27 protein-coding genes are annotated in these 22,532 nt (G+C 74.4%); 25 read left to right on the top strand and 2 right to left on the bottom strand.

Going from position 1 to position 22,532, the window contains the following annotated elements; genetic code table 11:
* Nucleotides 1–21: 21 nt before the first annotated feature.
* The 14 genes from ABS772_RS10420 to ABS772_RS10355 all read left to right on the top strand — a co-directional run bounded on the left by ABS772_RS10420 (nucleotide 22) and on the right by ABS772_RS10355 (nucleotide 15,373).
* Complete coding sequence (locus ABS772_RS10420) at nucleotides 22–786, top strand: CbtA family protein (protein WP_350394289.1); 765 nt, start codon at nucleotides 22–24, stop codon at nucleotides 784–786.
* On the top strand, nucleotides 779–1,210 hold the full coding sequence (locus ABS772_RS10415; protein ID WP_350394287.1) for a DUF1636 domain-containing protein: 432 nt from the start codon (nucleotides 779–781) through the stop codon (nucleotides 1,208–1,210). The genes ABS772_RS10420 and ABS772_RS10415 overlap by 8 nt, the downstream gene beginning before the upstream one ends.
* A complete protein-coding gene (cobW, locus tag ABS772_RS10410) occupies nucleotides 1,207–2,241 on the top strand; it encodes a cobalamin biosynthesis protein CobW (protein WP_350394285.1) in 1,035 nt (344 codons plus the stop codon). Before ABS772_RS10415 ends, cobW begins: the two co-directional genes overlap by 4 nt.
* Nucleotides 2,238–3,149, top strand: coding sequence for a DUF4349 domain-containing protein (locus tag ABS772_RS10405; protein ID WP_350394283.1), 912 nt, complete (start codon nucleotides 2,238–2,240; stop codon nucleotides 3,147–3,149). Before cobW ends, ABS772_RS10405 begins: the two co-directional genes overlap by 4 nt.
* Nucleotides 3,150–3,162: 13 nt before the next feature.
* Nucleotides 3,163–6,675 (top strand): cobaltochelatase subunit CobN, encoded by a 3,513-nt coding sequence (gene cobN, locus ABS772_RS10400; RefSeq protein ID WP_350394281.1) that lies wholly within the window; start codon nucleotides 3,163–3,165, stop codon nucleotides 6,673–6,675.
* Nucleotides 6,672–7,973 carry a precorrin-3B synthase gene (gene cobG, locus ABS772_RS10395; protein WP_350394279.1) on the top strand — a complete coding sequence of 434 codons (1,302 nt, stop codon included), beginning with the start codon at nucleotides 6,672–6,674 and terminating at the stop codon, nucleotides 7,971–7,973. Before cobN ends, cobG begins: the two co-directional genes overlap by 4 nt.
* A 19-nt stretch (nucleotides 7,974–7,992) precedes the next feature.
* Entirely contained in the window at nucleotides 7,993–8,625 is a 633-nt protein-coding gene (locus ABS772_RS10390) for a precorrin-8X methylmutase (protein WP_350394277.1), read from the top strand.
* On the top strand, nucleotides 8,625–9,422 hold the full coding sequence (locus ABS772_RS10385; protein ID WP_350394275.1) for a precorrin-2 C(20)-methyltransferase: 798 nt from the start codon (nucleotides 8,625–8,627) through the stop codon (nucleotides 9,420–9,422). Before ABS772_RS10390 ends, ABS772_RS10385 begins: the two co-directional genes overlap by 1 nt.
* Nucleotides 9,419–10,180, top strand: a complete 762-nt coding sequence (cobJ, locus tag ABS772_RS10380; RefSeq protein ID WP_350394273.1) for a precorrin-3B C(17)-methyltransferase — start codon at nucleotides 9,419–9,421, stop codon at nucleotides 10,178–10,180. Before ABS772_RS10385 ends, cobJ begins: the two co-directional genes overlap by 4 nt.
* Nucleotides 10,181–10,683: 503 nt before the next feature.
* A complete protein-coding gene (locus ABS772_RS10375; protein ID WP_350394272.1) occupies nucleotides 10,684–11,112 on the top strand; it encodes a hypothetical protein in 429 nt (142 codons plus the stop codon).
* Complete coding sequence (locus tag ABS772_RS10370) at nucleotides 11,063–12,340, top strand: DNA-packaging protein (protein ID WP_350394270.1); 1,278 nt, start codon at nucleotides 11,063–11,065, stop codon at nucleotides 12,338–12,340. Before ABS772_RS10375 ends, ABS772_RS10370 begins: the two co-directional genes overlap by 50 nt.
* Before the next feature lie 50 nt (nucleotides 12,341–12,390).
* Nucleotides 12,391–13,551, top strand: a complete 1,161-nt coding sequence (locus ABS772_RS10365) for a phage portal protein (protein WP_350394268.1) — start codon at nucleotides 12,391–12,393, stop codon at nucleotides 13,549–13,551.
* Nucleotides 13,552–13,606: 55 nt separating this feature from the next.
* Nucleotides 13,607–14,077 (top strand): HK97 family phage prohead protease, encoded by a 471-nt coding sequence (locus ABS772_RS10360; protein WP_350394266.1) that lies wholly within the window; start codon nucleotides 13,607–13,609, stop codon nucleotides 14,075–14,077.
* Between the two features lie 30 nt (nucleotides 14,078–14,107).
* On the top strand, nucleotides 14,108–15,373 hold the full coding sequence (locus ABS772_RS10355; protein ID WP_350394265.1) for a phage major capsid protein: 1,266 nt from the start codon (nucleotides 14,108–14,110) through the stop codon (nucleotides 15,371–15,373).
* Nucleotides 15,374–15,379: 6 nt separating this feature from the next.
* Here ABS772_RS10355 and ABS772_RS10350 read toward each other — a convergent pair whose 3' ends face one another.
* Together ABS772_RS10350 and ABS772_RS10345 are read right to left on the bottom strand one after the other, a co-directional pair.
* Complete coding sequence (locus ABS772_RS10350) at nucleotides 15,380–16,228, bottom strand: S1 family peptidase (RefSeq protein WP_350394263.1); 849 nt, start codon at nucleotides 16,226–16,228, stop codon at nucleotides 15,380–15,382.
* A gap of 140 nt (nucleotides 16,229–16,368) precedes the next feature.
* Complete coding sequence (locus ABS772_RS10345; RefSeq protein WP_350394261.1) at nucleotides 16,369–17,133, bottom strand: trypsin-like serine protease; 765 nt, start codon at nucleotides 17,131–17,133, stop codon at nucleotides 16,369–16,371.
* A gap of 33 nt (nucleotides 17,134–17,166) precedes the next feature.
* On the opposite strand from ABS772_RS10345, the gene ABS772_RS10340 reads away from it, so the two are divergent.
* The 11 genes from ABS772_RS10340 to ABS772_RS10290 form a co-directional block, all read left to right on the top strand.
* Nucleotides 17,167–17,742, top strand: coding sequence for a head-tail connector protein (locus ABS772_RS10340; RefSeq protein ID WP_350394259.1), 576 nt, complete (start codon nucleotides 17,167–17,169; stop codon nucleotides 17,740–17,742).
* A gap of 22 nt (nucleotides 17,743–17,764) precedes the next feature.
* Nucleotides 17,765–18,106, top strand: a complete 342-nt coding sequence (locus ABS772_RS10335) for a head-tail adaptor protein (RefSeq protein WP_238256610.1) — start codon at nucleotides 17,765–17,767, stop codon at nucleotides 18,104–18,106.
* Nucleotides 18,103–18,522, top strand: a complete 420-nt coding sequence (locus tag ABS772_RS10330) for a DUF3168 domain-containing protein (protein ID WP_350394258.1) — start codon at nucleotides 18,103–18,105, stop codon at nucleotides 18,520–18,522. The genes ABS772_RS10335 and ABS772_RS10330 overlap by 4 nt, the downstream gene beginning before the upstream one ends.
* 31 nt (nucleotides 18,523–18,553) lie before the next feature.
* On the top strand, nucleotides 18,554–18,964 hold the full coding sequence (locus tag ABS772_RS10325) for a phage major tail protein, TP901-1 family (RefSeq protein ID WP_350394256.1): 411 nt from the start codon (nucleotides 18,554–18,556) through the stop codon (nucleotides 18,962–18,964).
* Nucleotides 18,965–18,966: 2 nt separating this feature from the next.
* The gene (locus tag ABS772_RS10320) at nucleotides 18,967–19,293 is read left to right on the top strand and encodes a gene transfer agent family protein (RefSeq protein ID WP_350394254.1); all 327 of its coding nucleotides are present in this window, start codon (nucleotides 18,967–18,969) and stop codon (nucleotides 19,291–19,293) included.
* Nucleotides 19,290–19,523 (top strand): phage tail assembly chaperone, encoded by a 234-nt coding sequence (locus ABS772_RS10315; RefSeq protein WP_350394252.1) that lies wholly within the window; start codon nucleotides 19,290–19,292, stop codon nucleotides 19,521–19,523. The genes ABS772_RS10320 and ABS772_RS10315 overlap by 4 nt, the downstream gene beginning before the upstream one ends.
* Nucleotides 19,520–20,143, top strand: a complete 624-nt coding sequence (locus ABS772_RS10310; RefSeq protein WP_350394250.1) for a phage tail tape measure protein — start codon at nucleotides 19,520–19,522, stop codon at nucleotides 20,141–20,143. The genes ABS772_RS10315 and ABS772_RS10310 overlap by 4 nt, the downstream gene beginning before the upstream one ends.
* Before the next feature lie 11 nt (nucleotides 20,144–20,154).
* Nucleotides 20,155–20,796: a DUF2460 domain-containing protein gene (locus tag ABS772_RS10305; RefSeq protein ID WP_350394249.1), complete on the top strand. Its 642-nt coding sequence runs from the start codon at nucleotides 20,155–20,157 to the stop codon at nucleotides 20,794–20,796.
* 10 nt (nucleotides 20,797–20,806) lie between these two features.
* Entirely contained in the window at nucleotides 20,807–21,700 is an 894-nt protein-coding gene (locus ABS772_RS10300; protein ID WP_350394248.1) for a DUF2163 domain-containing protein, read from the top strand.
* 7 nt (nucleotides 21,701–21,707) lie between these two features.
* On the top strand, nucleotides 21,708–22,184 hold the full coding sequence (locus tag ABS772_RS10295; RefSeq protein WP_350394246.1) for an NlpC/P60 family protein: 477 nt from the start codon (nucleotides 21,708–21,710) through the stop codon (nucleotides 22,182–22,184).
* 26 nt (nucleotides 22,185–22,210) lie between these two features.
* On the top strand, nucleotides 22,211–22,532 hold a 322-nt coding region (locus ABS772_RS10290; RefSeq protein WP_350394245.1), incomplete at its 3' end, for a hypothetical protein.

Here is a 22,532-nt window from a genome sequence, read left to right as displayed (position 1 = left end):
CCAGCGGCTTCAAGCGGTTCCATGATCACCCGATTGCTGTCGGCGGCCCTCGTCGCCGGCTTCCTCGCGTCCGTCGTCGCGACGGGCCTGCAGCTCGCGCTGACCTCCCCGCTGATCCTCCAGGCGGAGACCTACGAGGGCGAGGGCGCGCACGCCGCCCTCGCGCCGTCTTCCGATGCCCCCTTCGCCGCGCTGATCGTGCCGGCCCACGGGGGGAGCGGCCACGATCACGGCAAGGCCGATGCCACCTCCGACGAGTGGCAGCCCGCGCCGGGCCTGCAGCGCATGGCCTTCACCGGGCTCGCCACGCTGGTCGGCGGCGTCGGCTACGCACTGCTGCTCGCGGCGGTGATGCTGGCCTTGCGCCGCGAGCCGACGCCGCAGAGCGGTCTGACGGTCGGCATCGCCGGCTTCCTCGCGGTGGCGCTCGCCCCCGCCATCGGCCTGCCGCCGGAACTGCCGGGCATGGGCGCCGCGCCGCTCGTGCTGCGCCAGTCCTGGTGGCTGATGACGGTGGTGGCGACCGGGCTCGGCCTCTACCTGATCGCCGTGCGGCGGGTGCCGCTGACGATCCTGGGCGGCCTCGTCCTCATCGTCGCGCCGCATCTCGCCGGGGCGCCGCACGCGGTCGATACCGTTTCCTCGCAGGTGCCGCCGGCCACGGCCGCGCAGTTCGCCGCGCGCTCGCTCGCCATCGGCTTCGTGTTCTGGGCGGTGATCGGGCTCGCCTACGGTTGGGCCTGGGGGCTGTTCGGCCGCGCGGCGGGCGCCCGTGCCCATGCCTGACTCCCTGCCTGATTTCCGGCCTAACCCCGACACCGCAATCCTGTCGGTCTGCACCACCTGCCGCGCGGCGGGCGACCCGTCCGAGCCGCGCGCGGGGGCCAAGCTGCTGGCCGCGCTCCTCGCGGAGGCCGAGCGGGAACCGGTGCCGGGCCTGACGATCGCGGGCGCCGAGTGCCTCTCGGTCTGCAAGCGGCCCTGCACCGTGGCGGTGACCTCGCCCGACCGCTGGACCTACGTCTACGGCGATTTCGACGCGCTCGAAGACGCCGGCGCGTCCGCCCGCACCCTCCTGGCGGGCCTGCGCCGCTACCTCGACACGCCCGACGGCGTCGTGCCCTGGCGCGAGCGGCCGGAAGCCTTCCGCAAGGGCGTCGTCGCCCGCATCCCGCCGCTCAGGGCGGCCCGAGGGGACACCCCATCATGAGCCTCGTCGAGAAGATCCCCTGCACCATCGTCACCGGCTTCCTCGGAGCCGGCAAGACGACGCTGGTGCGCCACACCGTCGAGAACGCCCGCGGGCGCCGGCTCGCCATCATCGTCAACGAGTTCGGCGATCTCGGCTTCGACGGCTCGTTCCTCGCCGCCTGCGGCGTCGAGGGCTGCACCGAGGATTCGGTGGTGGAACTGCCCAACGGCTGCATCTGCTGCACGGTGGCCGACGACTTCGTCCCGGCGCTGACCAAGCTTCTGGACCGGCCCGAGCCGCCGGAGCACATCCTGATCGAGACCTCCGGCCTCGCGCTCCCCAAACCCCTGGTCCAGGCGTTCCAGTGGCCGGCGATCCGCTCGCGGGTCACCGTGGACGGCGTGGTCGCGGTGGTGGACGGCCCGGCGGTCGCCGCCGGGATGTTCGCCGAGGACCCGGACGCGCTGGCCAACCAGCGCGCCGCGGACCAATCGGTCGATCACGACAACCCGCTGGAGGAGGTGTTCGAGGACCAGATCCTCTGCGCCGACCTCGTGGTGCTCAACAAGTCCGACCTGCTCGACGAGGCCGGCCGCGAGAAGGTCCGCGCCGAGATCGAGGCGCACCTGCCGCGCGCCGTCGAGATCGTCGCGACCGAGCACGGCCGCCTCGATGCGCGGGTGCTGCTCGGCATCGCCGCGGCGGCGGAGGACGACCTCGACGCCCGCCCCTCGCATCACGGCGAGGGCGAGGACCACGACCACGACGACTTCGAATCGGTCGCGATCCCCGTCGGCGTCGCCGGCAGCCCGGAAGAGCTGGCGGCGCGGGTGGAGAAGGCGGCCGAGACCGAGGGCGTGCTGCGGATCAAGGGGTTCGCAGAAGTCAGGGCCAAGCCGATGCGCCTCGTGGTGCAGGGCGTCGGCCGGCGCGTCGCCGCCCATTACGACCGCCCGTGGAAGGGCGCGGAGCCCCGCGACGGGCGCCTCGTCGTCATCGGCCTGAAAGGCTTCGATCGGGACGCGGTCGCCGCCGCGCTGCGGGGATGAGCCGGGGCGCGGCCGGGAGGCGGTGGCCGCGCGGGCTCCTGCTCGCGCTTCTGCCCACGCTCGCCCTCCTCGCCGGCTGCTCCGACAGCCGGCGCGAGGCGGGCGGCGAGAGCCGGAGCGCCGACGCGGCGGCGCCCGCGCCCTTCGTCTCCGCCGCGCGCCAGGACAAAGCCGCCGGGAAGGCCGCCAAGCTCGCCTATCGCCACGACCTCACCGTCGGCCTCGCGCCGGATCGGGTGGCGCCGCATTTCGCCGCCGCCCGCGACCGCTGCCTCGACGCGGCCGCGGCCTGCACGCTGCTGAATTCCTCGATCCGCGACGGCGGCGGCACGAGCCAGCCGCAGGCCCAGGTTCAGGTGCGGCTGCCGCACGAAGCGGTCGCCGCCTACGTCGCCTTCGTCACCGCGCCCCTGCCGGGCGAGGCGGCGGGCGACGTCGTGCTGATCGAGCAGGCGACCCGCGCCGAGGATCTCACCGCCGCCCTGACCGATACCGGCCGGCGGCTCGCCCAGCTCTCCGATTACCGCACCCGCCTGACCGCGCTCGCCGAGAAGCCGGACAACCGGGCCGAGGATCTGATCAAGATCGCGGGCGAGCTGGCGCAGGTCCAGAGCCAGATCGAGGAGGCGGAGGCGGCGCGCCGCGGCCTCGACGAGCGCGTGGACACCGAGATCGTCACGGTGGCCTTCCGCACCAGCCGGGCCCGGGCCGGGGCCTTCGCGCCGGTGCAGGAGGTCTGGGCCCGCAGCGGCCCGATCCTCGGCGAGAGCGCGGCCTCCGCCCTGCGGTTCACCGTCGCGAGCCTGCCCTGGCTGCCCGTCGTCCTCTTGGCCCTCTTGCTCCTGCGGCTGGTCTGGCGCATCCGGCGCGGGCGGGCGCAGCCGGCCCGGACCCGCCTGGAGCCGTGAGGGCGCGCGCGCCATGCACCTGATCCGACTCGATACGGTCTCCCTCGACGAGGGCGAGGCGGCGGTCGATCTCGGCCAGACGCCGGGCGCGATCGTCTTCCTGTCGTTCACCGACACCGACCTCGCGGCGGTGGCGCGGGCGCACGCGGCCGAGCCCGGCCTGCCGTCGCTGCGGCTCGCCAAGCTGGCGCAGCTGCGCCACCCGATGTCGGTCGATCTCTACGTCGATGCGGTGATCGCCCGCGCCGAGACCTGCGTGATCCGCTGCCTCGGCGGCCTCGATTACTGGCGCTACGGCATCGAGCGCGCCGCCGCGGCCGCGCGGGCGAACGGAATCCGGCTCGCGGTGCTGCCCGGCGACGACCGGCCGGACCCGCGCCTCGACGCCTTCTCGACCCTGCCGCCCGAGACCTGCGCCCGCCTCGACGCGTATTTCCGCGCCGGCGGGCCGGAGAACCTGACGAATTTTCTGCGCAGCCTCGCGGCGGAAGCCGGCGCCGCCGTCGAACCGGAGCCGCCGCGGGCGCTGCCGCGCGGCTTCGCGTGGTGCCCCGGCTGCGGACCGCTCGCGATCGAGGCGGCGATGCAGGCCGCAGGACCCGGGCCGCTGGCGCTGCTGCTGGTCTACCGCTCGGCGGTGCTCTCCGGCGAGACGGCCCCGGCCGTGCAGCTGGCCGCCGCCCTGGCCGAGCGTAACATAGGGTGCGTCACCCTCGCGGTGTCGAGCCTGAAGGACCCGTCCGCCGTCGCCGTCCTGCGTGAGGCGCTCGAGCGGCGCCGGCCCGACATCGTGCTCGCGGCCACCGCCTTCTCCGCCCGCGACGATGCCGGCTTCGTGCTCGACGCCGCCGACTGCCCCGTGCTCCAGGCCTACACGGTGGGCGCCCCGCGCGCCGCCTGGGCGGCCTCCGGCCGCGGCATGAACGCGGCCGACCTCGCGATGCAGGTGGCGCTCCCCGAATTCGACGGGCGGCTCTCGGGCTTCCCGGTCTCGTTCAAGGAGGAGGGGACGGCGGTCGAGGGGTTTTCGGAACGGCGCGCCGTGCCCGATCCCGCCGGCATCGCCGCGCTGGCCGACCGCGCCGCGGCCTGGGTTCGTCTGCGAAGAACATCGCGCGAAAAACGCCGGCTGGCGATAGTGCTGTCCGACTACCCCGCCCGCGGCGGCCGGGCCGGCTACGCGGTCGGCCTCGACACGCCGGAGAGCGCCTGCGCCATCGCCGCCGACCTCGCCGCGGCGGGGTTCGCAGCGGGCGCACTGCCGGAGGCGGGTGCGCTGATGGCGGCGCTGACCGAAGCCGAGCCGGGCTTTTGCGTGCCGCTCGCCGACTACGCGGCGTGGTTCGAAGGACTGCCGGACGAGCGTCGCGCGGAACTCACCGAGCGCTGGGGGGCGCCGGCGGACGATCCGCTCTGCCGCGACGGGGCATTCCGGTTCCGGATGGTGGACGCTGCTGCCGCACAGATCCCCTCTCCCCGCGCGCGGGGAGAGGGTCGCGACGGCCTTGTCGTCGGCGCGACGAGCGGTAGCGAGGGTGAGGGGGCGGCGCAGGATGAGGCTCGCCCGGCCAAGCCCCCTCACCTTCGGCTGCCGCCTCGCTTCGGCGACGACAGGGTCGCCGAAGCCCTCTCCCCGCACGCGGGGAGAGGGGATGCGCACGACACGGAGTGTGCGAGCGGCCTCACCCTCTTCCTCCAGCCCGACCGTGGCCGGAGCGCCGACCGCAAGGCCGGCTATCACGATCCCGACGCGCCGCCGACCCACGCCTACCTCGCCTTCTACCTGGGCGTTCGGAAGAGCTTCGACGCGCTGATCCATCTCGGCACCCACGGCACCACCGAGTGGCTGCCGGGCAAGGCGGTGGCGCTCTCAGGCCATTGTTGGCCGGCGCTGGCCGTGGGGGCGCTGCCGGTGGTCTATCCGTTCATCGTCGATGATCCCGGCGAGGCCGCGCCGTTGAAGCGCCGGCTCGGCGGGATCGCGCTCGGCCATCTCACCCCCACCGTCGAGGCCGCCGGGCTGACGCCCGAGGCCGCGGCGCTGCGCGAACTCGTGGAAGAATATTCCGCCGCGAGCGTGCTCGATCCGCGCCGGGCCGGGCTGATCGCCGAGGCGATCCTCGACGAGGCGGCTTCCGCCGGGCTGCTCGCGGGGGCGGGCATCGACGGCGACACCCCGATGGCCGACGCGCTGACCGCGCTCGACGCGCATCTGTGCGACCTCGGCGAGACCCCGTTCCGCGACGGCCTGCACGTGTTCGGCCGCGCCCCCCCGGAGGCCGCCGAGCCGGTCCGCGCCAGCGCGGAGGCCGAGCGCGCCGCCCTGGTCGCCGCCCTCGACGGCCGCTTCGTCGCGCCGGGCCCCGCCGGGTCGCCCTCGCGCGGGCGCCGGGACGTGATGCCCACGGGGCGCAACCTGACGACACTCGATCCGCGCAGCCTGCCCACCCGCGCCGCGACCCTGCTCGGCACCAAGGCGGCCGACGCGGTGGTGCGCCGCTACCTTCAGGACGAGGGCGAGTACCCGGCCCGCATCGTCATGGACCTGTGGGCCTCGCCGACGCTGCGCACCGGCGGCGAGGACGTGGCCCATGCCCTCGCGCTGATGGGCGTCCGCCCGGTCTGGGACCACGCCTCGACCCGCGTCACCGGCTTCGAGGTGCTGCCGCTGGCCCTCCTCGACCGGCCGCGCATCGACGTCACCTGCCGCATCTCCGGCGCGTTCCGCGATACCTTTCCGGAGACCCTGGCGCTGCTCGACCGCGCCGCCCGCGCCGTCGCCGCCCGCGAGGAGGAGGACGAGGAGAACCCGCTCGCCGCCGCCCGGCGCCGGGGCGAATCCGGTGCCCGTATCTACGGCGCGGCGCCGGGCCGCTACGGCGCGGGCGCGGCCGAGACCGCCCTCGACGGCGCCTGGGGGGACCGGGCCGATCTCGGGCAGGCCTATCTCGCCGCCACCACCCACGCCTACGGTGATGCGGAGGGGGCGGACGCGGATTTCGCCGCCCGCGTCGCGGCGGCGGACGCCTATGTCCACGCCTTCGACGTGGCCGAGCGCGACCTGCTGGACGGCGATGCGGCGGCCGACGCCATGGGTGGGTTCTTCGCCGCCGCGTCCGGCGAGGGGAGGGCGCCCGCGCTCTACAGCCTCGACGTCTCGAACCCGGAGTCGCCCCGCACCCGCACCGCCCGCGAGGACGTCGCCCGGCTGATCCGCGGCCGGCTCGCCCATCCGCGCTGGATCGCGGCCCAGCTCCGCCACGGCTATCGCGGCGCGCAGGAACTGGCGCAGGGCATCGACGCGGTGTTCGTGCTCGCCGCCGCGACCGACGCCGTGACGAGCCCCGATCTCGACCGGCTCTACGGCGCCTGGATCGCCGACCCGGAGACCTTCGACGCCTTGAAGGCGGCCAATCCGGAGGCGACCTGCGCCATCCTCGAACGCTTCGAGGATCTTCGTGCCCGCGGCCTGTGGCAGAGCCGGCGCAACGCCGCGCCGGCCGACGCGATGGTTGCGGCGGAATGAGCGCCCGCCGCACCCTGCCCGAGGGCGCACGCCGCGGCTGGTGCCCCTCGCTCGCCCGGCCGATGCCGACCGGCGACGGGCTGCTCGCTCGCATCCACCCGCCGCTCGGGCGCCTGACGCCGGCGCAGATGCGCGCGGTCGCCGAAGGGGCGCGCGTCCACGGCAACGGCCATGTCGACGTGACCGCCCGCGGCAACCTCCAGATCCGCGGCGTCGGCGAGGCGAGCGTGCCGCGCCTCGCCCGCGCCCTGGCGGAGGCCGGCCTCGGCGACACCCGGGCCGATGGCGGCCCGCAGCGCCTGACGCTGACCGCGCCGCTCGCCGGCCTCGATCGCAGCGAGAAAATCGACGTGCCGGCCCTCGCCCGCGCGGTGGAGGCAGCGGGCCGCGCCGTGCCGGGCCTGCCGCCCAAGACCCTGATCGCGATCGACGGCGGCGGCGCCCACGGCCTCGGCGGGGCGGAGGCCGATTTCTTCCTGTTCGCCGAAGCTCCGGGCCAGGTCGCCTTCGGGCTCGCGGGCGAGGGCGGCCCCCTGCGGTGCGGCGTGCTGCCGGAGCGGCGGGCGGCCGCTGTGCTCGGCCTCGCGCTGACCGCCTTCCCCGAGATCGGCGGGCGCCGGGTGCGCGACCTCGATCCGCGCCAGCGGGCCGTGATCGCGGCGGTGGCCGGCTTCTTCCCGTTCGAGCCGACGCCGCTCGCGCTCACTTCCGCCCCCGCCGCGCCGGGGCTTGTCGCCCTGAGCGACAAGATTTCGGCGCTCCTCGTCCAGGCGCCGTTCGGCCGCTGCACCGCCGACGGGCTGGAGCAGGTCGCCGCGCTGGCCGGGACGGAGGACGTGCGGCTCAGCGCGGAGCGCGGCCTCGCGCTGATCGCGCCGACGCGCCGCACCGCCGCCCTCCGGGCGGAGCTGGCGCGGGCCGGCTTCATCGTGGCGCCGGACGATCCGCGCCGCCGGGTCGCCGCCTGCCCCGGCGCGCCGGCCTGCCGCTCCGGAACCACCCCGGTGCCGGACCACGCCGCCCGGCTGGCGCAGGCGCTGGCCCCGCTCGCCGGGCTGACCGCTCACGTCTCCGGCTGCGCCAAGGGCTGCGCCCATCCGGGCCCCGCCGACCTCACCCTGGTGGGCCGCGATGGCGCCTACGACGTGGTGCTGGCCGGCCCCCCCTCTGGCGAGCCGGCAACGCGTCTCGCTTTCGAGGCGGCGCTGGACCGGATAAGGAAGGCCGCAGCCGCCGGACTTCCGGCGCTGGACCCCGTGTTTCAGGACGACGTGTTTCAGGACGACTTGCCAGGATGACGTGCCAGGATAACGTGGGATGAGTGCCCGCCACGACTACATCCGCGACGGCGGCGCGATCTACGCGCGCTCCTTCGCGATGATCCGCGCCGAATCCGACCTCGCCCGCTGGTCCGGCGCGGCGGAACGGGTGGTGGTGCGGATGATCCACGCCTGCGGCATGACCGACCTGCCCCGCGACGTCGAGATGTCCGACGGTTTCGCCGCGGCCGGCGAGGCGGCGCTGAAGGCCGGCGCGCCGATCCTGTGCGACGTGCGCATGGTCGCCGACGGCGTCACCCGCGCCCGGCTCCCGGCGCGGAACGAGGTGGTCTGCACGCTGGGCGACCCGCGCGTGCCGGGCCTCGCGGCGGAGATGGGCACCACCCGCTCGGCCGCCGCGATGGAATTGTGGCGCGACAAGCTGCCCGGCAGCGTCGTCGCCGTCGGCAACGCGCCGACTGCCCTGTTCCGCCTGCTCGAACTGCTCGACGAAGGCGTCGCGCCCCCGGCGGCGGTGATCGGCATTCCCGTCGGCTTCGTCGGCGCGGCGGAATCCAAGGAGGCTTTGGCGCGGGACGGGCGCGTGCCCTTCGTCGTGGTCCACGGCCGCCGCGGCGGCAGCGCCATGACGGCGGCCGCCGTCAACGCGCTCGCGAACGAGGTCGAGTGATGGAGGGGAGCCCGCGCATCGACGCCCCGGCCGAGACCGCGGACGGCGCGGGCGAGACCCCCGCCGTCGCCAGGACCGGAACGCTCTACGGCGTCGGCATGGGGCCGGGCGATCCGGATTTCCTCACCGTGAAGGCGATGCGGGTGCTGGAGCACGCCCCCGTGCTCGTCCACTTCTGCAAGCGGGGCAAGCGCGGCAACGCCCGCACCATCGCCGACGCGGTGGTGTGTGATCCGGTCCGCGAATTCCCGCTCGCCTACCCCTACACCACCGAGCTGCACCCCGAGCACCCGGACTACGTCGCGGCGCTGGCCGGTTTCTACGACGAGGCGGCCGGGCGGCTCGCCGACCACCTCGACGCGGGGCGCGACGTGGCGATCCTGTCGGAGGGCGATCCGTTCTTCTACGGCTCGTTCATGCATCTGTGGCGGCGCCTGAAGGACCGCTTCCCCGTCGAGGTGATTCCCGGCGTCACCGGCATGTCGGGCTGCTGGACCCGGGCCGGCACGCCGATCACCTGGGGCGACGACGTCCTCACCATCCTGCCGGCGACGCTGCCGCGCGCGGCGCTGCTGGAGCGGATGAAGGGAACAGACGCGGCCGTCATCATGAAGCTCGGCCGCCACCTGCCGAAGGTGCGCGGCGTGCTGGCCGAGACCGGCTTCCTCGCCCGCGCGGTCTATGTCGAGCGCGGCACCATGGCCGACGAGCGGGTCATTCCGCTCGCCGAGAAGGCGGACGACGTCGCGCCCTACTTCTCCATGGTGCTGGTGCCCGGCGAGGGCCGCCGCCCGTGAGTGAGGGGGGAAGCGTCACGATCATCGGCCTCGGGCCGGGCGATCCGCGCCTGCTCACCGAATCGGCCCGCGCCGCCCTCGACCGGGCGCAGGACCTGATCGGATACATCCCCTACGTCGCCCGCGTGCCCGAGCGCGCGGGGCTGACCCGCCACGCCAGCGACAACCGCGTCGAGGTCGACCGCGCCCGCTACGCCCTGGACCTGGCCCTGTCCGGCCGGCACGTCGCCGTGGTGTCGGGGGGCGATCCCGGCGTCTTCGCCATGGCCGCGGCCGTGTTCGAGGCGGTCGAGCACGGCCCCGCGGACTGGCGCGACCTCGACATCCGGGTCGAGCCCGGCATCACCGCGATGCTGGCCGCCGCCGCCCGCCTCGGCGCGCCGCTCGGCGGCGATTTCTGCGCGCTCTCGCTCTCCGACAACCTCAAGCCCTGGGAGGTCGTGACCGCGCGGCTGGAGGCGGTCCTGCGGGCGGGGCTCAGCGTCGCCCTCTACAACCCGATCTCGTCCGCACGCCCCTGGCAGCTGGGCCGGGCGCTGGCGCTCGCCGCCGAGATCCTTCCGCCCTCGACCCCGGTCATCTTCGCCCGCGCCGTGACCCGACCGGACGAATCGCTGCGGGTGCTGCCCCTGGACGAGGCCCGCACCGCGCCGGCCGACATGGCGACCATGGTCATCATCGGAGCGCCGACCACGCGGCTGATCGAGCGGGCGGGGCGGCTTCCGTTCGTCTACACGCCGCGGAGCGTCTCGCCCTGAGACGGGGGCGGCTGATCACCTCAGGTTTTGTGCCGCTTCGTCATCGCAAGGCCGAGCCGAAGCGACCCGGGGCGCGACCTTTTCGGAGATGTCGCGCCCTGGATGGCCACGGCTTCGCCTCGCAATGACCGAGGAGAAACCGAAGGAATCAACCGGGAAGCGTATTAAAACACCCCGAAGAACCACAGCAGAAGAATAATCGGCAGCGGAATGCCGATCAGCCAGAGGAGTCCACCTTTGAGCATCGTGCTGTCTCCCGTTTGCTGGAGGCGGCGGGGCGCACTCCTTGCTTTATCTACCGGCGAGGCTCCGTTCGCGTTCCTCTTCTATGGAAAAATTCACAGCCAGCCGGCGTGCGGGAGAGAAGCGATCGCCCAGGACTGAACCTAAGAGAAAAGACCAAATTCCTCTATTTCTCCGTAATAGGAATTTATAGGTTGACAGCGCGACGCTCCCCGTGTAGGTAAAGGGCACGCTCGAGAAGTGTGGATGGAGACCCCGCGATGCCGGACCCCTCCGAGCCACACGGTGAGCCCGAGGCGAGCGCGCCCTCGAAACCAGCGCCCAAGAAGGTCCGCAGGAGAACGCCCGATGCCGGACGGCTGCGGGCGCGGCTGCTCAGCCATATCGAGCGGCAGATCGCGCGGTTCGACGCGGTCCTCGATGCCGAACCGCCGCCCGCCGGGTTCGACTCCGCGAAGGTGCTGCGCGATCTCGGCGGGCTGAAGAATTTGCTCGACGACGTGAGGGCGGCCGGCCGGGCCGCCGGCAAGGGAGGAGCGGATGGCACGGCCGGCCGAGCCACCCTGTCCGTCGCCGACCTCGTGGCGATGCGCGCGGATATCGCGCGCCGCTATGCTGCATTCGCGGCGGCGGAGCCGGATGACGGCGTTCCTGGCTCGGCTTCCCCCGGATCATCTGCGCCTGCTTGAGGCCGATTGGCTCCACCGCGCCCGGCACGATCAGCTTCCGCCGCCGGGAGACTGGACGACCTGGGCGGTGATCGGCGGGCGCGGTTCGGGAAAGACCCGGACCGGCGCCGAGTGGGTGCGCGGCCTCGCCCACGGCGATCCGGTGTTTTCGCAGGCGCCCGTCGAGCGGATCGCCCTGATCGGCGAGACTTTTGCGGATGTGCGCGACGTGATGGTCGAGGGACCGTCCGGCCTTCTCGCGCTGCCGCGGCTCGGCGGCGCCCCGCCGGTCTGGCAGCCGTCGCGGCGTCGAGTCGTGTTCGGCAACGGCGCGATGGCGCTCGCCTTCTCGGCCGAGGAACCGGATTCCCTGCGCGGCCCGCAATTCGGCGCGGCGTGGTCCGACGAGGTCGCCAAGTGGCGCGAGGCCGAGGCCGCCTACGACATGATCCAGTTCGGCCTGCGGCTCGGGGCGCATCCGCGCGGCCTCGTCACCACGACGCCGCGGCCGGTGCCGCTGATCCGTCGGCTGCTCGCCGATCCGCGCACGGTGGTGACGCGCTCGCGCACCGCCGACAATGCCGAGAACCTCGCGCCGAGCTTCCTTGAAGACGTGGTCGGGCGCTACGCCGGCACCCGCCTCGGGCGCCAGGAACTCGACGGCGAATTGATCGAGGATCGGCCGGACGCGCTCTGGACCCGCGACATCGTCGAACGCGCCCGTGTCGCGCAGGCGCCGCCGCTGCAGCGCATCGCCGTGGCAGTCGATCCGCCGGCCTCGTCGCGGGCCGGGGCCGATGCCTGCGGGATCGTCGCGGCGGGGCTCGCCGCCGACGGCACCGCCTACGTGCTCGCCGACGCGACCCTGGAGCGGGCGGCGCCCGCGGCCTGGGCCCGTGCGGCGCTCGCGCTCTACCACCGCCTGAGCGCCGACGCCCTGGTGGCGGAGGTCAACCAGGGCGGCGAGATGGTCGTCGCGGTGCTGACCGAAGTCGATCCGAGCGTGCCGGTGGTCACAGTGCGGGCGACGCGGGGCAAGCTTTTACGGGCCGAGCCGGTCTCGCTGCTCTACGCGCAGGGGCGCGTCCGCCATGTCGGCCCGCTGCCGGCGCTGGAGGACGAGATGTGCGCCTTCGGTCCCGGCGGCCTGCCGTGCGGCGGTTCGCCAGACCGTCTCGACGCGCTCGTCTGGGCGCTCACGCACCTGATGTTCGCGCCGAACGCGGAACCGCGCATCCGCCGGCTGTGACGGCGAACGCGGTTAATTTCACGTGAAACACTGTTGGGCGGGGATGTGCCATGCCTGGATTCATCGCCCGGCTCGCGAGGGCCGCCGGCTTCGTTCCGGCGACGAAGGCGAGCGTGGCCTTTGCCCTCTACGGCGAGGGACGCGCGGTCTGGACCGCGCGGGACTACGCGGCGCTCGCCCGCGAGGGTTTCCAGCGCAACGCCGTCGTCCACCGCGCGGTCCGGCTGGTCGCCGAGGCGGCAGCCTCCCTGCCGCTGACGCTGGCCAGCGCCGACGACGCGCATCCGCTGATGGCGCTGCTCGCCCGCCCGAACCCGCGCGAGGGCGGAATGCGCTTCCTCGACGGCGTGTACGGGCACCTCCTCGTCTCGGGCAATGCCTATCTCGAAGCCGTCGAGATCGACGGGACGCCGCACGAACTGTTCTCCCTGCGCCCCGACCGGATGCAGGTCGTGGCCGGCGCCGACGGCTGGCCGGCGGCTTACGAGTACAGCGTCGGCGGCCGGCGCATCCGCTACGAGCAGGCCGGGGCAGTGCCGCCGATCCTGCACCTGACGCTGTTCAACCCGCTCGACGACCATTACGGCCTTTCGCCGATGGAGGCGGCCGCCGTCCCGCTCGACATCCACAACGCGGCCGGCGCCTGGAACAAGGCGCTGCTCGACAACGCCGCGCGCCCCTCCGGCGCCCTGGTCTTCGCGCCCTCGACCGGCGCCGCGCTCAGCGACACGCAGTTCAGCCGCCTCAAGGCGGAGCTGGAAACGAGCTACCAGGGCAGCGCCAATGCCGGCCGCCCGCTCCTCCTCGACGGCGGGCTCGACTGGCGCCCGCTCTCGCTCTCGCCGAAGGAGATGGATTTCGTCGAGGCAAAGGCCGCCGCTGCCCGCGAGATCGCCCTTGCCTTCGGCGTCCCGCCGCTGCTGCTCGGGCTTCCCGGCGACAACACCCACGCGAACTACGCCGAGGCCAACCGCGCCTTCTACCGCCAGACGGTGATCCCGCTGGTGCGCCGCACCGCCGATTCCCTCGCGCGCTGGCTCGAGCCCGCCTTCGGCCCGGCGCGGCTCGAGCCGGATCTCGACGCGGTCGAGGCGCTGGCCGCCGAGCGCGAGTCGCTCTGGCGCCGGGTGCAGGGGGCCGATTTCCTCTCGGTGGCGGAGAAACGCGAGGCTGTGGGGTATCCGGCGAAAGTTCCGGGGTCCGGGGCCTGAGGCCCCGGCGGGATTCGGGCAGAGCCCGCTCATCTCTCCTTTCCGAGGTCCTTCGATGGATGGCCATTTCACCGGCTATGCCAGCCTGTTCGACGTGCCCGATCTCGGCCGCGATACCGTCGCGCCGGGCGCCTTCGCCGCGAGCCTCGCCCGGCGGGGTTCGCACGGCGTGCGGATGCTGTGGCAGCACGATCCGGCCGAGCCGATCGGCTCCTGGCTCTCCCTCAGGGAGGATGCCCGGGGCCTGCGCGTCGCCGGCCGGCTCAACCTCGCGGTCCAGCGCGCCCGCGAGATCGACGCGCTGATGCGCGAGGGCGCCCTCGACGGGCTCTCCATCGGCTTTCGCGTGATGCGCGCCTCGCCCGAGCGCGGCGGGCGGCGGCTGATCGCCGTCGATCTCTGGGAGGTCTCGCTGGTGACCTTCCCGCTCCAGCCCGACGCGCGGGTGATCCGCGCCGCGGCCCCGCGTCCCTTCGTTCCGCCGCGCCCGCGCCTCGCGACCCCGCCGCTCGCGGCGCGCGCCTGACCCTTCCCTTCCTGCACCGATGAGGATGCCATGACCGAGATGCATTTCGAGACGAAGGCCCCCGCCGGCCTGCCCGAGAACAAGGCGGCGGGCTTCGGCACCGAGGCGGTGCTCGACGAGTTCGCCCGCGCCTTCGAGGCGTTCAAGGAGGCCAACGACGTCCGCCTCGCCGAGATCGAGACCCGGCTCACCGCCGACGTGGTAACGGAGGAGAAGCTCGCCCGCATCGACGCCGCGCTCGATCAGGCGAAGAACCGTCTCGACCGGATCAGCCTCGACCGTGCCCGCCCGCCGCTCGGCGGGACGGACAGTCCGCGCGACGCCTCCGCGACCGAGCACAAGGCGGCCTTCGACCTCTACGTCCGGGCCGGCGAGAGTGCCGGCCTCAAGCGGCTGGAGGAGAAGGCGCTCTCCGCCGGGTCGGGGCCGGACGGCGGCTACCTCGTGCCCTCGACGATCGAGCGCGAGGTGCTGCGGCGCCTGGCCGAGATCTCGCCGATCCGCGCCATCGCCACGGTGCGCGTGGTTTCCGGCGGGCAGTACAAGCGGGCGGTCTCGGTCAACGGCCCCGCCGCCGGCTGGGTCGCCGAGACCGCGCCCCGGCCGCAGACCGATGCGCCGAGCCTGTCCGAACTGAGCTTCCCGGCGATGGAACTCTACGCCATGCCGGCGGCGACGCAGACGCTCCTCGACGACGCGGTGCTCGACATCGATGCCTGGCTCGCGGAGGAGGTCGAAACGGCGTTTGCCGAGCAGGAGAGCGTCGCCTTCGTCACCGGCAACGGCGTCGGCCGGCCGAAGGGCTTTCTCAGCTCCGACACGGTCGCCAACGCGAGTTGGGTGCCGGGCAAGCTCGGCTTCGTCGCGACGGGGGCGGCGGGGGCCTTCGCCGCGAGCAATCCGAGCGACGTGCTGTTCGATCTGATCTACGCGCTCCGCGCCGGCTATCGGCAGGGCGCCAGCTTCGTCATGAACCGGCGGGTGCAGAGCGCGATCCGCAAGTTCAAGGACGCGGACGGCAACTATCTCTGGCAGCCGCCGCTCGCCGCCGACCGGGCCGCGACCCTGATGGGCTTCCCGCTCGTCGAGGCCGAGGCGATGCCGGACCTCTCGGCGGGGAGCCACTCCATCGCCTTCGGCGATTTCAAGCGCGGCTACCTTGTCGTGGACCGCGTCGGCCTGCGAACCCTGCGCGATCCGTACTCCGCCAAGCCCTACGTGCTGTTCTACACCACCAAGCGCGTCGGCGGCGGGGTGCAGGACTTCGCCGCGATCAAGCTGCTCCGGTTCGCCTGAGCAGGCTCAGTACGCCCGACGCCGGGCGGGCCGGGCCATCCACTCGGTGCGCCCGGCCTGCGCCGCCGCCATGTCGGGGCTCATCGCCTCCATCTCGGCGGCGCGCGAGGAGATCCAGCTCGCGTGCTCGCCGGTGGGCGTCACGGCGGTGAAGCCGCCGCAGGCGGTGCGGGCGCGCCGGTCCTGACGCATGGCGCCGCTCGACCAGCTCACCACGCCGACCATCTGGCCGCCGCGCAGGATCGGGCCGCCGGAATCACCCAGGCACGCGCCCGCGCCCGCGGTCTCGGCCATGCGCCGCGCGTCGGTGACGACGGTGACGCGGTTGGCGACCTGCAGCGAGCCGATCGAAACGAGATGCGCCGTGCGCAGCGTCCGCGCGGTGTTGCGGCGGTTCTCGGCGAGCACGCCGAAGCCGGCGATGTCCACGTTGTCGCCGGTGGTGATCGCGCCGCCGCGGGGATCGAGCGGGCGGAAGCCGGGGCCGACCGGCTGTTCCAGCTTGATCAGGGCGAGGTCGATGCCCGGCTGCTCCTCCGGCGTCGTGCCGGGAACGAAGTCGGGATGCATCGAGACCGCGACGGCGCGCAGGCGGCGCTGGCGGAAGTTCGGATCGACCACGACGACGTTGTAGCCGGCCTTGTGCATCACGCAGTGGGCCGCGGTGAGGACGATGTCCTGCGTGATCAGGGTGCCCGAGCAGATCTCGCCCTGCGTGCTCTCGATGCGCACCACCGAGGCGCGCAGTCCCCCGGGATCGCGGGAGGCGCGGCCCTCGACCACGGCCTGGGCCGAGAGCGGGACGAGCCCCAGCAGGGCACCGAACAGGCACGCGCGAAGGGGGCTCGCAACCATTTTTTCCGTTCTCCAGGGCCTGGGCGCGTGCCGCGGGGTGCTGCGGCCGAATCCCGGACCGGTTGAAGCGTATCCGAAGGCAATTCGGTGGCCAAGCTCCGGTTCCGCGGCGGCGGGACGGTCACGATCGGTTAAGGACGTCACCAGCGCGCGGAAAGGCCCCAGCCGGCGAGCGTCCGGTCGATCCATCCCCGCTGCGGCCCGAGCAGGATGCCCTGGGTCAGGCCGCCGCAGGCATCCTTGACCCAGGCGGCCAGGGCCATCACCGCGGCGTCCTCGAAGATCGGCCCGCCGGAATCGCCCTGGCAACCGCCGGCCCCCGCTGCCTGCATCCAGACCAGGATGCGGCTCGGGCCGTAGGGTTCGATCACGGTCAGCGCCGCGCCGCGGTAGCGGCCGATCGAGCGCCGATCGTTGCCCCGGATTGCGCCGTAGCCGGCCAGCGTCACGCTCTGGCCCGCCCGCGGCATCGCGGCGCTCAAGGTCGCCGGCACGAAGCGGCCGGGCAGGGGCTCGCGGGTGCGCAGCAGGGCGAGGTCGATGGAGCGGGTGCGCCCGCGGATGGCGTCGCCGTCATAGGCCGGATGCAGGCTGCGGACGGCGACCTCGGCCAGGACCGGGCGATCCGCGGCGTCGCGGTAATGCACGCGGTTCTCGCCCACGCCCGCCACGCAATGGCCGGCGGTCAGCACCGCGTCGGGGGCGACGACGACCCCCGAGCAGACCCCGCCGCCGGAGGTCAGCACCATCACCGTCGAGGCCGCGCCCGGCACCTCCGCACCCTCGCGGCCGCCGACGATGGCCCCGGCCGGGGGGGCCGGGGCGGCGATGAGCAGAAGCGCGAGGGTCGCGGCTCGGAGGGTGTGGCGCGCCGCGGGAGCGGCGGACGGGTTCGGCGCGCGCATCGATGGCGGAAAACGCTTTCAGGAGAAGACGGCATGATCCCGATACGCGTCGAGGAGACCGGCGTCGAGCCGCTGAGCCTCGCCGAGATGCGCGGCTATCTCCGGCTCGCCTCCGACGAGACCGCCGAGGATGCCTTGATCACTTGCCTGATCCCCGCGGCGCGGGCGGCGGTCGAGGCGGCGGCGCGCCGTCTGCTGCGGCCCGCCCGCTTCCGGGTGGTGCTGGCGGCCTGGCCCCGGCTCGGTCTGCTGCCGCTCCCCTTGAGCCCGCTCGTCGCAATCCTCCGCGCCGGGCGGGTCGATGCGGGCGGCACCGTCACCGAGATCGAGCCGGGGCCGATCCGGGTCGGCCCCGACCCGTGGGAGGCGCCCTGCCTCCTGTTCGGGCTGGACCTGCCGCCGCTCGGCACGGCCTCGGCGCTGGTCGAGGTGAGCGCCGGCTGCGGCGGCGAGGGGCCGCCGGTCCCCGAGCCGCTGGTCCAGGCCCTGCGCCTGACGGTTGCGGACTGGTTCGAGAACCGCGGCGATGCCGGCCACGAGGGCGCCCCCCGATCCCTTCCGCCCGAAGCGGCGGGGCTCGCCGCCGCCTGCCGCCGGATGCGGCTCTGATCCCGATCCCCGGAGACCGACCATGACACACAGGCCGCTCGGCGCGCGGCGGCGGCGCCTCGTGCTCGAACTCCCGGTGGACGAGCCCGACGGGTTCGGCGGCCGGCTCCGCCGCTACGTCGCCGGGCCTGTGCTGTGGGGCTCGCTGGAGGCGCTCGGCAGCACCGCCGCGCCCCGCGGCGGGCGCGACGACCGGCCCGGTCTCTACCGGGTCGGCCTGCGCTACCGCCCCGGCGTCACCCCGGCGATGCGGCTCGCCGACGGGACGCGCCGCTTCGCGATCCGCGCGGCCGGCGACCCCGACGGGCGCCGCCGCGATCTCGTCTGCGAGGTCGAGGAGGTGATCGAGGAGGCTTCCCCGTGACCCAGTCGAGCCCCCTCCTGGCCCTGCGCGCCGGCCTCCTCGCGCACCTTTCCGGCGATGTGCCGCTGGCCGCGCTGATGGGTGGCCGCCTGCGGCTCTACGACGAGCCGCCGCGGGGCGCTGCCCCGGTCTACGCGCTGTTCGGGCCGAGCGAGGTGAGCGACGATTCCGTCGACGGCGCCCGGCGCCACCGCCACGCCTTCGCGCTGACGGTCTTCGCCAAGCCGGGCTCGGCCCGCTCGGCCCTGGAGGTGGCCGAGCAGATCGCCGCCCGCCTCGACGAGGCCGACCTCACCCTCAGCGGCCACGTCCTCGTCCTGCTGCGCCTCAAGAGCCTCGCTGCCTTGCGCGACGAGCGCACCGGCGAGGCGCGCACCACCCTGTCCTTCGAGGCGGTGACCGAGGTCGCCGCCTGACCTGTTGTCCACGAACGCCGGAGCCGCGAGCATGAGCGCACAGAAGGGCAGGGACCTCCTGGTCCGGGTGAGCAACGGGGCCGGCGGCTTCGTCGCGGTGGCGGGCCTTCGCGCCCGGCAGCTCGCCTTCAACGCCGAGATGGTGGACGTCACCAACGCCGATTCCGCCGGGCGCTGGCGCGAGCTGCTGGCCGGCGCGGGCGTGCGCCGCGCCGCGGTGGCGGGCTCGGGCGTGTTCCGCGACGAGTCCTCCGACGCGCGCCTGCGCCAGATATTCTTCGACGGCGTGATCGGCCTGTTCCAGATCGTCGTGCCGGATTTCGGCACGATCGAGGGGCTGTTCCAGATCACGAGCCTCGAATATCGCGGCGAGCATGCGGGCGAGGTGACCTTCGACATCGCCCTCGATTCCGCCGGCGCCCTCAGCTTCGCGGGGGCATGACCATGGCCAACCGCCGACGCGGCGAGGTGCCGCTGACCCTGGGAGCCGAGCGCTACACGCTCTGCCTCACCCTCGGCGCGCTCGCCGAACTGGAGGACGCCCTCGGCGCGGGCGACCTCACCGGCCTCGCCGAGCGCTTCGCCGACGGGCGGCTCGCCGCCCGCGACGTGATCGCGTTGCTCGGCGCGGCGCTCCGCGGCGGCGGCCACGCCCTCGATGACGAGGCGGTCGCCCGCCTGCCGCTCGACGGCGGCCTCGCGGCGGTGACCGCGGCGCTCGGCGACGCGCTGGTCGCCGCCTTCGGCGAGGCCCCGCCCGCGGACCCTTGAGGCTCACGGGAAGCGCCGCGCCGGAGACGCCCGTCTCCGCCTTCCCGTGGGACGCGGTGCTGACGCTCGGTCTCGCGACCCTGCGCTGGCGCCCGCGCGACCTCTGGGCCGCCACGCCCCGCGAACTCGCCGCCGCGGCGGGCCTGATCCGGCCGGCGCCCGATGCGCCGAGCCGGGCCGACCTCGACCGGCTGCTCGCCGCCCACCCCGATCCAGGGCTTCCGCGATGACCGACAGCGACCGCAGCACGGCCGAGCGCGCCAAGCAGCTCGAAACCTTGGACAAGCTGGCGCAGCGCTTCGGGCAGAGCCTGTCCGCGGCCTTCGACCGCAACCTCAATGCCGGGCGCCAGCTCGACGGCGTGCTGGCCTCGCTGGCGAGCAAGCTCTCCAATGTCGCGGTCAAGGCGGCGCTCGCGCCCGTGAAGGCGGGGGTCAGGAGCCTCGTCAACAGCCTGCTGAGCGCGGCGACGGACCCCGGCGAGACGACGGCGCTAGCCAGGGGCGGCCTCGTCGCGGACGGGCGGATCGTGCCGTTCCGCTTCGGCGGCCTCGTCGGCGGCGGGCGGGTGCGGCCCTTCGCGGCCGGCGGGGTCGTCGCCGCGCCGACCTACTTCCCCCTCGCCGGCGCGCAGGGCACCGGCCTGATGGGCGAGGCCGGGCCGGAGGCGATCCTGCCGCTCCGCCGCGGCAGCGACGGCCGCCTCGGCGTCGCCGCGGCCGGGGCCGAGCGGCCGGTCGCGGTCACCGTCAACATCGCGACCCCCGACATCGAGGGCTTCCGCCGCTCCGAGGCCCAGGTCGCCGCCCGCCTCGCCCGCGCGGTCGCCCGCGGCCGGCGGGCGTTGTGAGGAGCACCGCGATGGCATCCGACTTCCACGAGGTGCGCTTCCCCCTCGACGTGTCCTTGCGCGGCAGCGGCGGGCCGGTGCGGCGGACCGAGATCGTCACGCTGGCCTCGGGGAGAGAGCACCGCAACAGCCGCTGGGCCGATTCGCGCCGCCGCTACGATGCCGGGCTCGGCATCCGCACCCTCGACGCCCTGCACGCGGTGCTGGGCTTCTTCGAGGAGCGGCGCGGACGGCTCTACGGCTTCCGCTACCGCGACCGGGTCGATCACCGCTCCGGGCCGCCCTCGCAGCCCGTCGCGGCGACCGATCAGCGGATCGGCACCGGCGACGGCGCGACCCGCGTCTTCGCCCTCGCCAAGACCTACGGGAGCGGGCCGGACGCCTATCGCCGGGCCATCGCCAAGCCGGTGGCCGGCAGCGTGCGCGTGTCCGTGAACGGCGTCGAGGTGCTGGCCCAGAAGGCTTCCGTCGATCCGACGACCGGGCAGGTCACCTTCGCCGCCGACGCAGTGCCGCCGCCGGGCGCCGCCGTCACCGCCGGCTTCGAGTTCGACGTGCCGGTCCGCTTCGACACCGACGAACTGACCATCGACCTCGCCGCCTTTACCGCCGGCGAGGTGCCGCGGATTCCGCTGATCGAGATCGTGCCCTGAGGGGAAGCCGATGCGCGCCGTCCCGCCCGCTCTCGCCGCGCGCCTGGAGGGCGGCGCGACGACGCTCTGCCGCTGCTGGGCCCTGCGCCGCCGCGACGGCCTCGCCCTCGGCTTCACCGACCACGACCGCGACCTGACGCTCTCCGGCGTGACCTACGCCGCACGCAGCGGGCTGGAAGCGGCCGAGGCGAGCGCGGAACTCGGCTTCGCCGTCGGCGGCGGCGAGGTGGCCGGCGCGCTCACCTCCGCCGGGATCACGGAGGCCGACGTGGCGGCGGGGCTCTACGACGGGGCCGGCGTCGAGACCTGGCTGGTCGATTGGGCGGCGCCCGAGGCGCGCCTGCTCCTCGACGTGGCGACCCTGGGCGAGATCCGCCGGGCGGGCGCCGCCTTCGTCGCCGAGTTGCGCGGGCTGATGCACCGTCTCGACGTCACGGTCGGGCGCAGCTTCCGCGCCGCCTGCGACGCCGAACTCGGCGACGCCCGATGCCGCGTGGATCTCGCCGGCCCGCGCTTCCGCACCTCCGGCACGGTGCTGGCCGCGCCCGAATCCGGCCGGCTCGTCGTCGCGCTGACCGAAGACTTCGCGGCGGGCTGGTTCTCCGGCGGGCGCCTCACCTGGGACGCGGGCGCCAATGCCGGACAGGCCGCCGACCTGCGCGACCACCGCCGCGAGGGCGAGAGCGCGATCCTCGAGCTGTGGGACGTGCCGCCGCATCGGCCGGCGCCCGGTGACGGCTTCACCCTCGTCGCCGGCTGCGACAAGAGCCTCGCCGCCTGTCGCGAAAAATTCGCCAACTCGCTCAACTTCCAGGGTTTTCCACACATGCCGGGCAACGACTTCGTGCTGCGGGCCGGCCCCGAGGCCGGGGCCCGCCTCGACGGCTCTAGCCTGTTCCGGTGAGGCCGCCATGACGGACTCGCGGGATGACGACGCGGCGCCGCTGCCGGAGCGGATCGTGGCGGAGGCCCGCGCCTGGGCCGGGACGCCTTACCGGCACCAAGCCTCGCTGAAGGGGGTCGGCTGCGACTGCCTCGGCCTGCTGCGCGGGGTCTGGCGCGCGGTGCTCGGCCCCGAGCCGGAGGAGGCGCCGCCCTACGCCGCCTCCTGGGCCGAATCGGCGCGCGACGGCAGCGACCCGTTGCTGGCCGCCGCGCGCCGCCACCTCGTGCCGGTCGCCGAACCGCCGGCCGCCTACCGGCCCCGCGCGGGCGACGTCCTGCTCTTCGCCTTCCGCGCACATTTGCCGGCAAAACACTGTGCCATCGCCACCGGATCGGCGGCGATGATCCACGCCCATGACGGCGCGGCGGTGACCGAGGTCGCGCTGACCCCGTGGTGGCGGCGCCACCTGGTCCACGCCTTCCGCTTTCCCGATCCGCCCTGACCCTCGCACCCGCCGGAGGCCCCGCGATGACGACGCTCGTCCTGCAGACGGCCGGCGAGGTGGTCGGCAGCGCCCTCGGCGGCCCCATCGGCGGGATGATCGGGCGCGTGGCCGGCGCGGCCGGGGGCGCGGCGCTCGACGACGCCCTGTTCGGCGCCGGCACGAGCCCGCGCTTCGTCGAGGGGCCGCGGCTGACCGAACTCGGCGGCCTCACCTCCACCGAGGGCGGGCCGATCCCCCGCGTCTACGGCCGCGCCCGCATCGGCGGCACCCTGATCTGGGCGACGCGCCCGCTCGAGGTCGCCAACACCACGGTGGAGCGGTCCTCCTCCGGCTCCAAGGGCGGGG

The organism is Methylorubrum podarium (assembly GCF_040270385.1).
In the GTDB taxonomy this organism is placed as follows: domain Bacteria; phylum Pseudomonadota; class Alphaproteobacteria; order Rhizobiales; family Beijerinckiaceae; genus Methylobacterium; species Methylobacterium podarium.
This window is presented reverse-complemented; position numbering and strand designations above follow the sequence as displayed.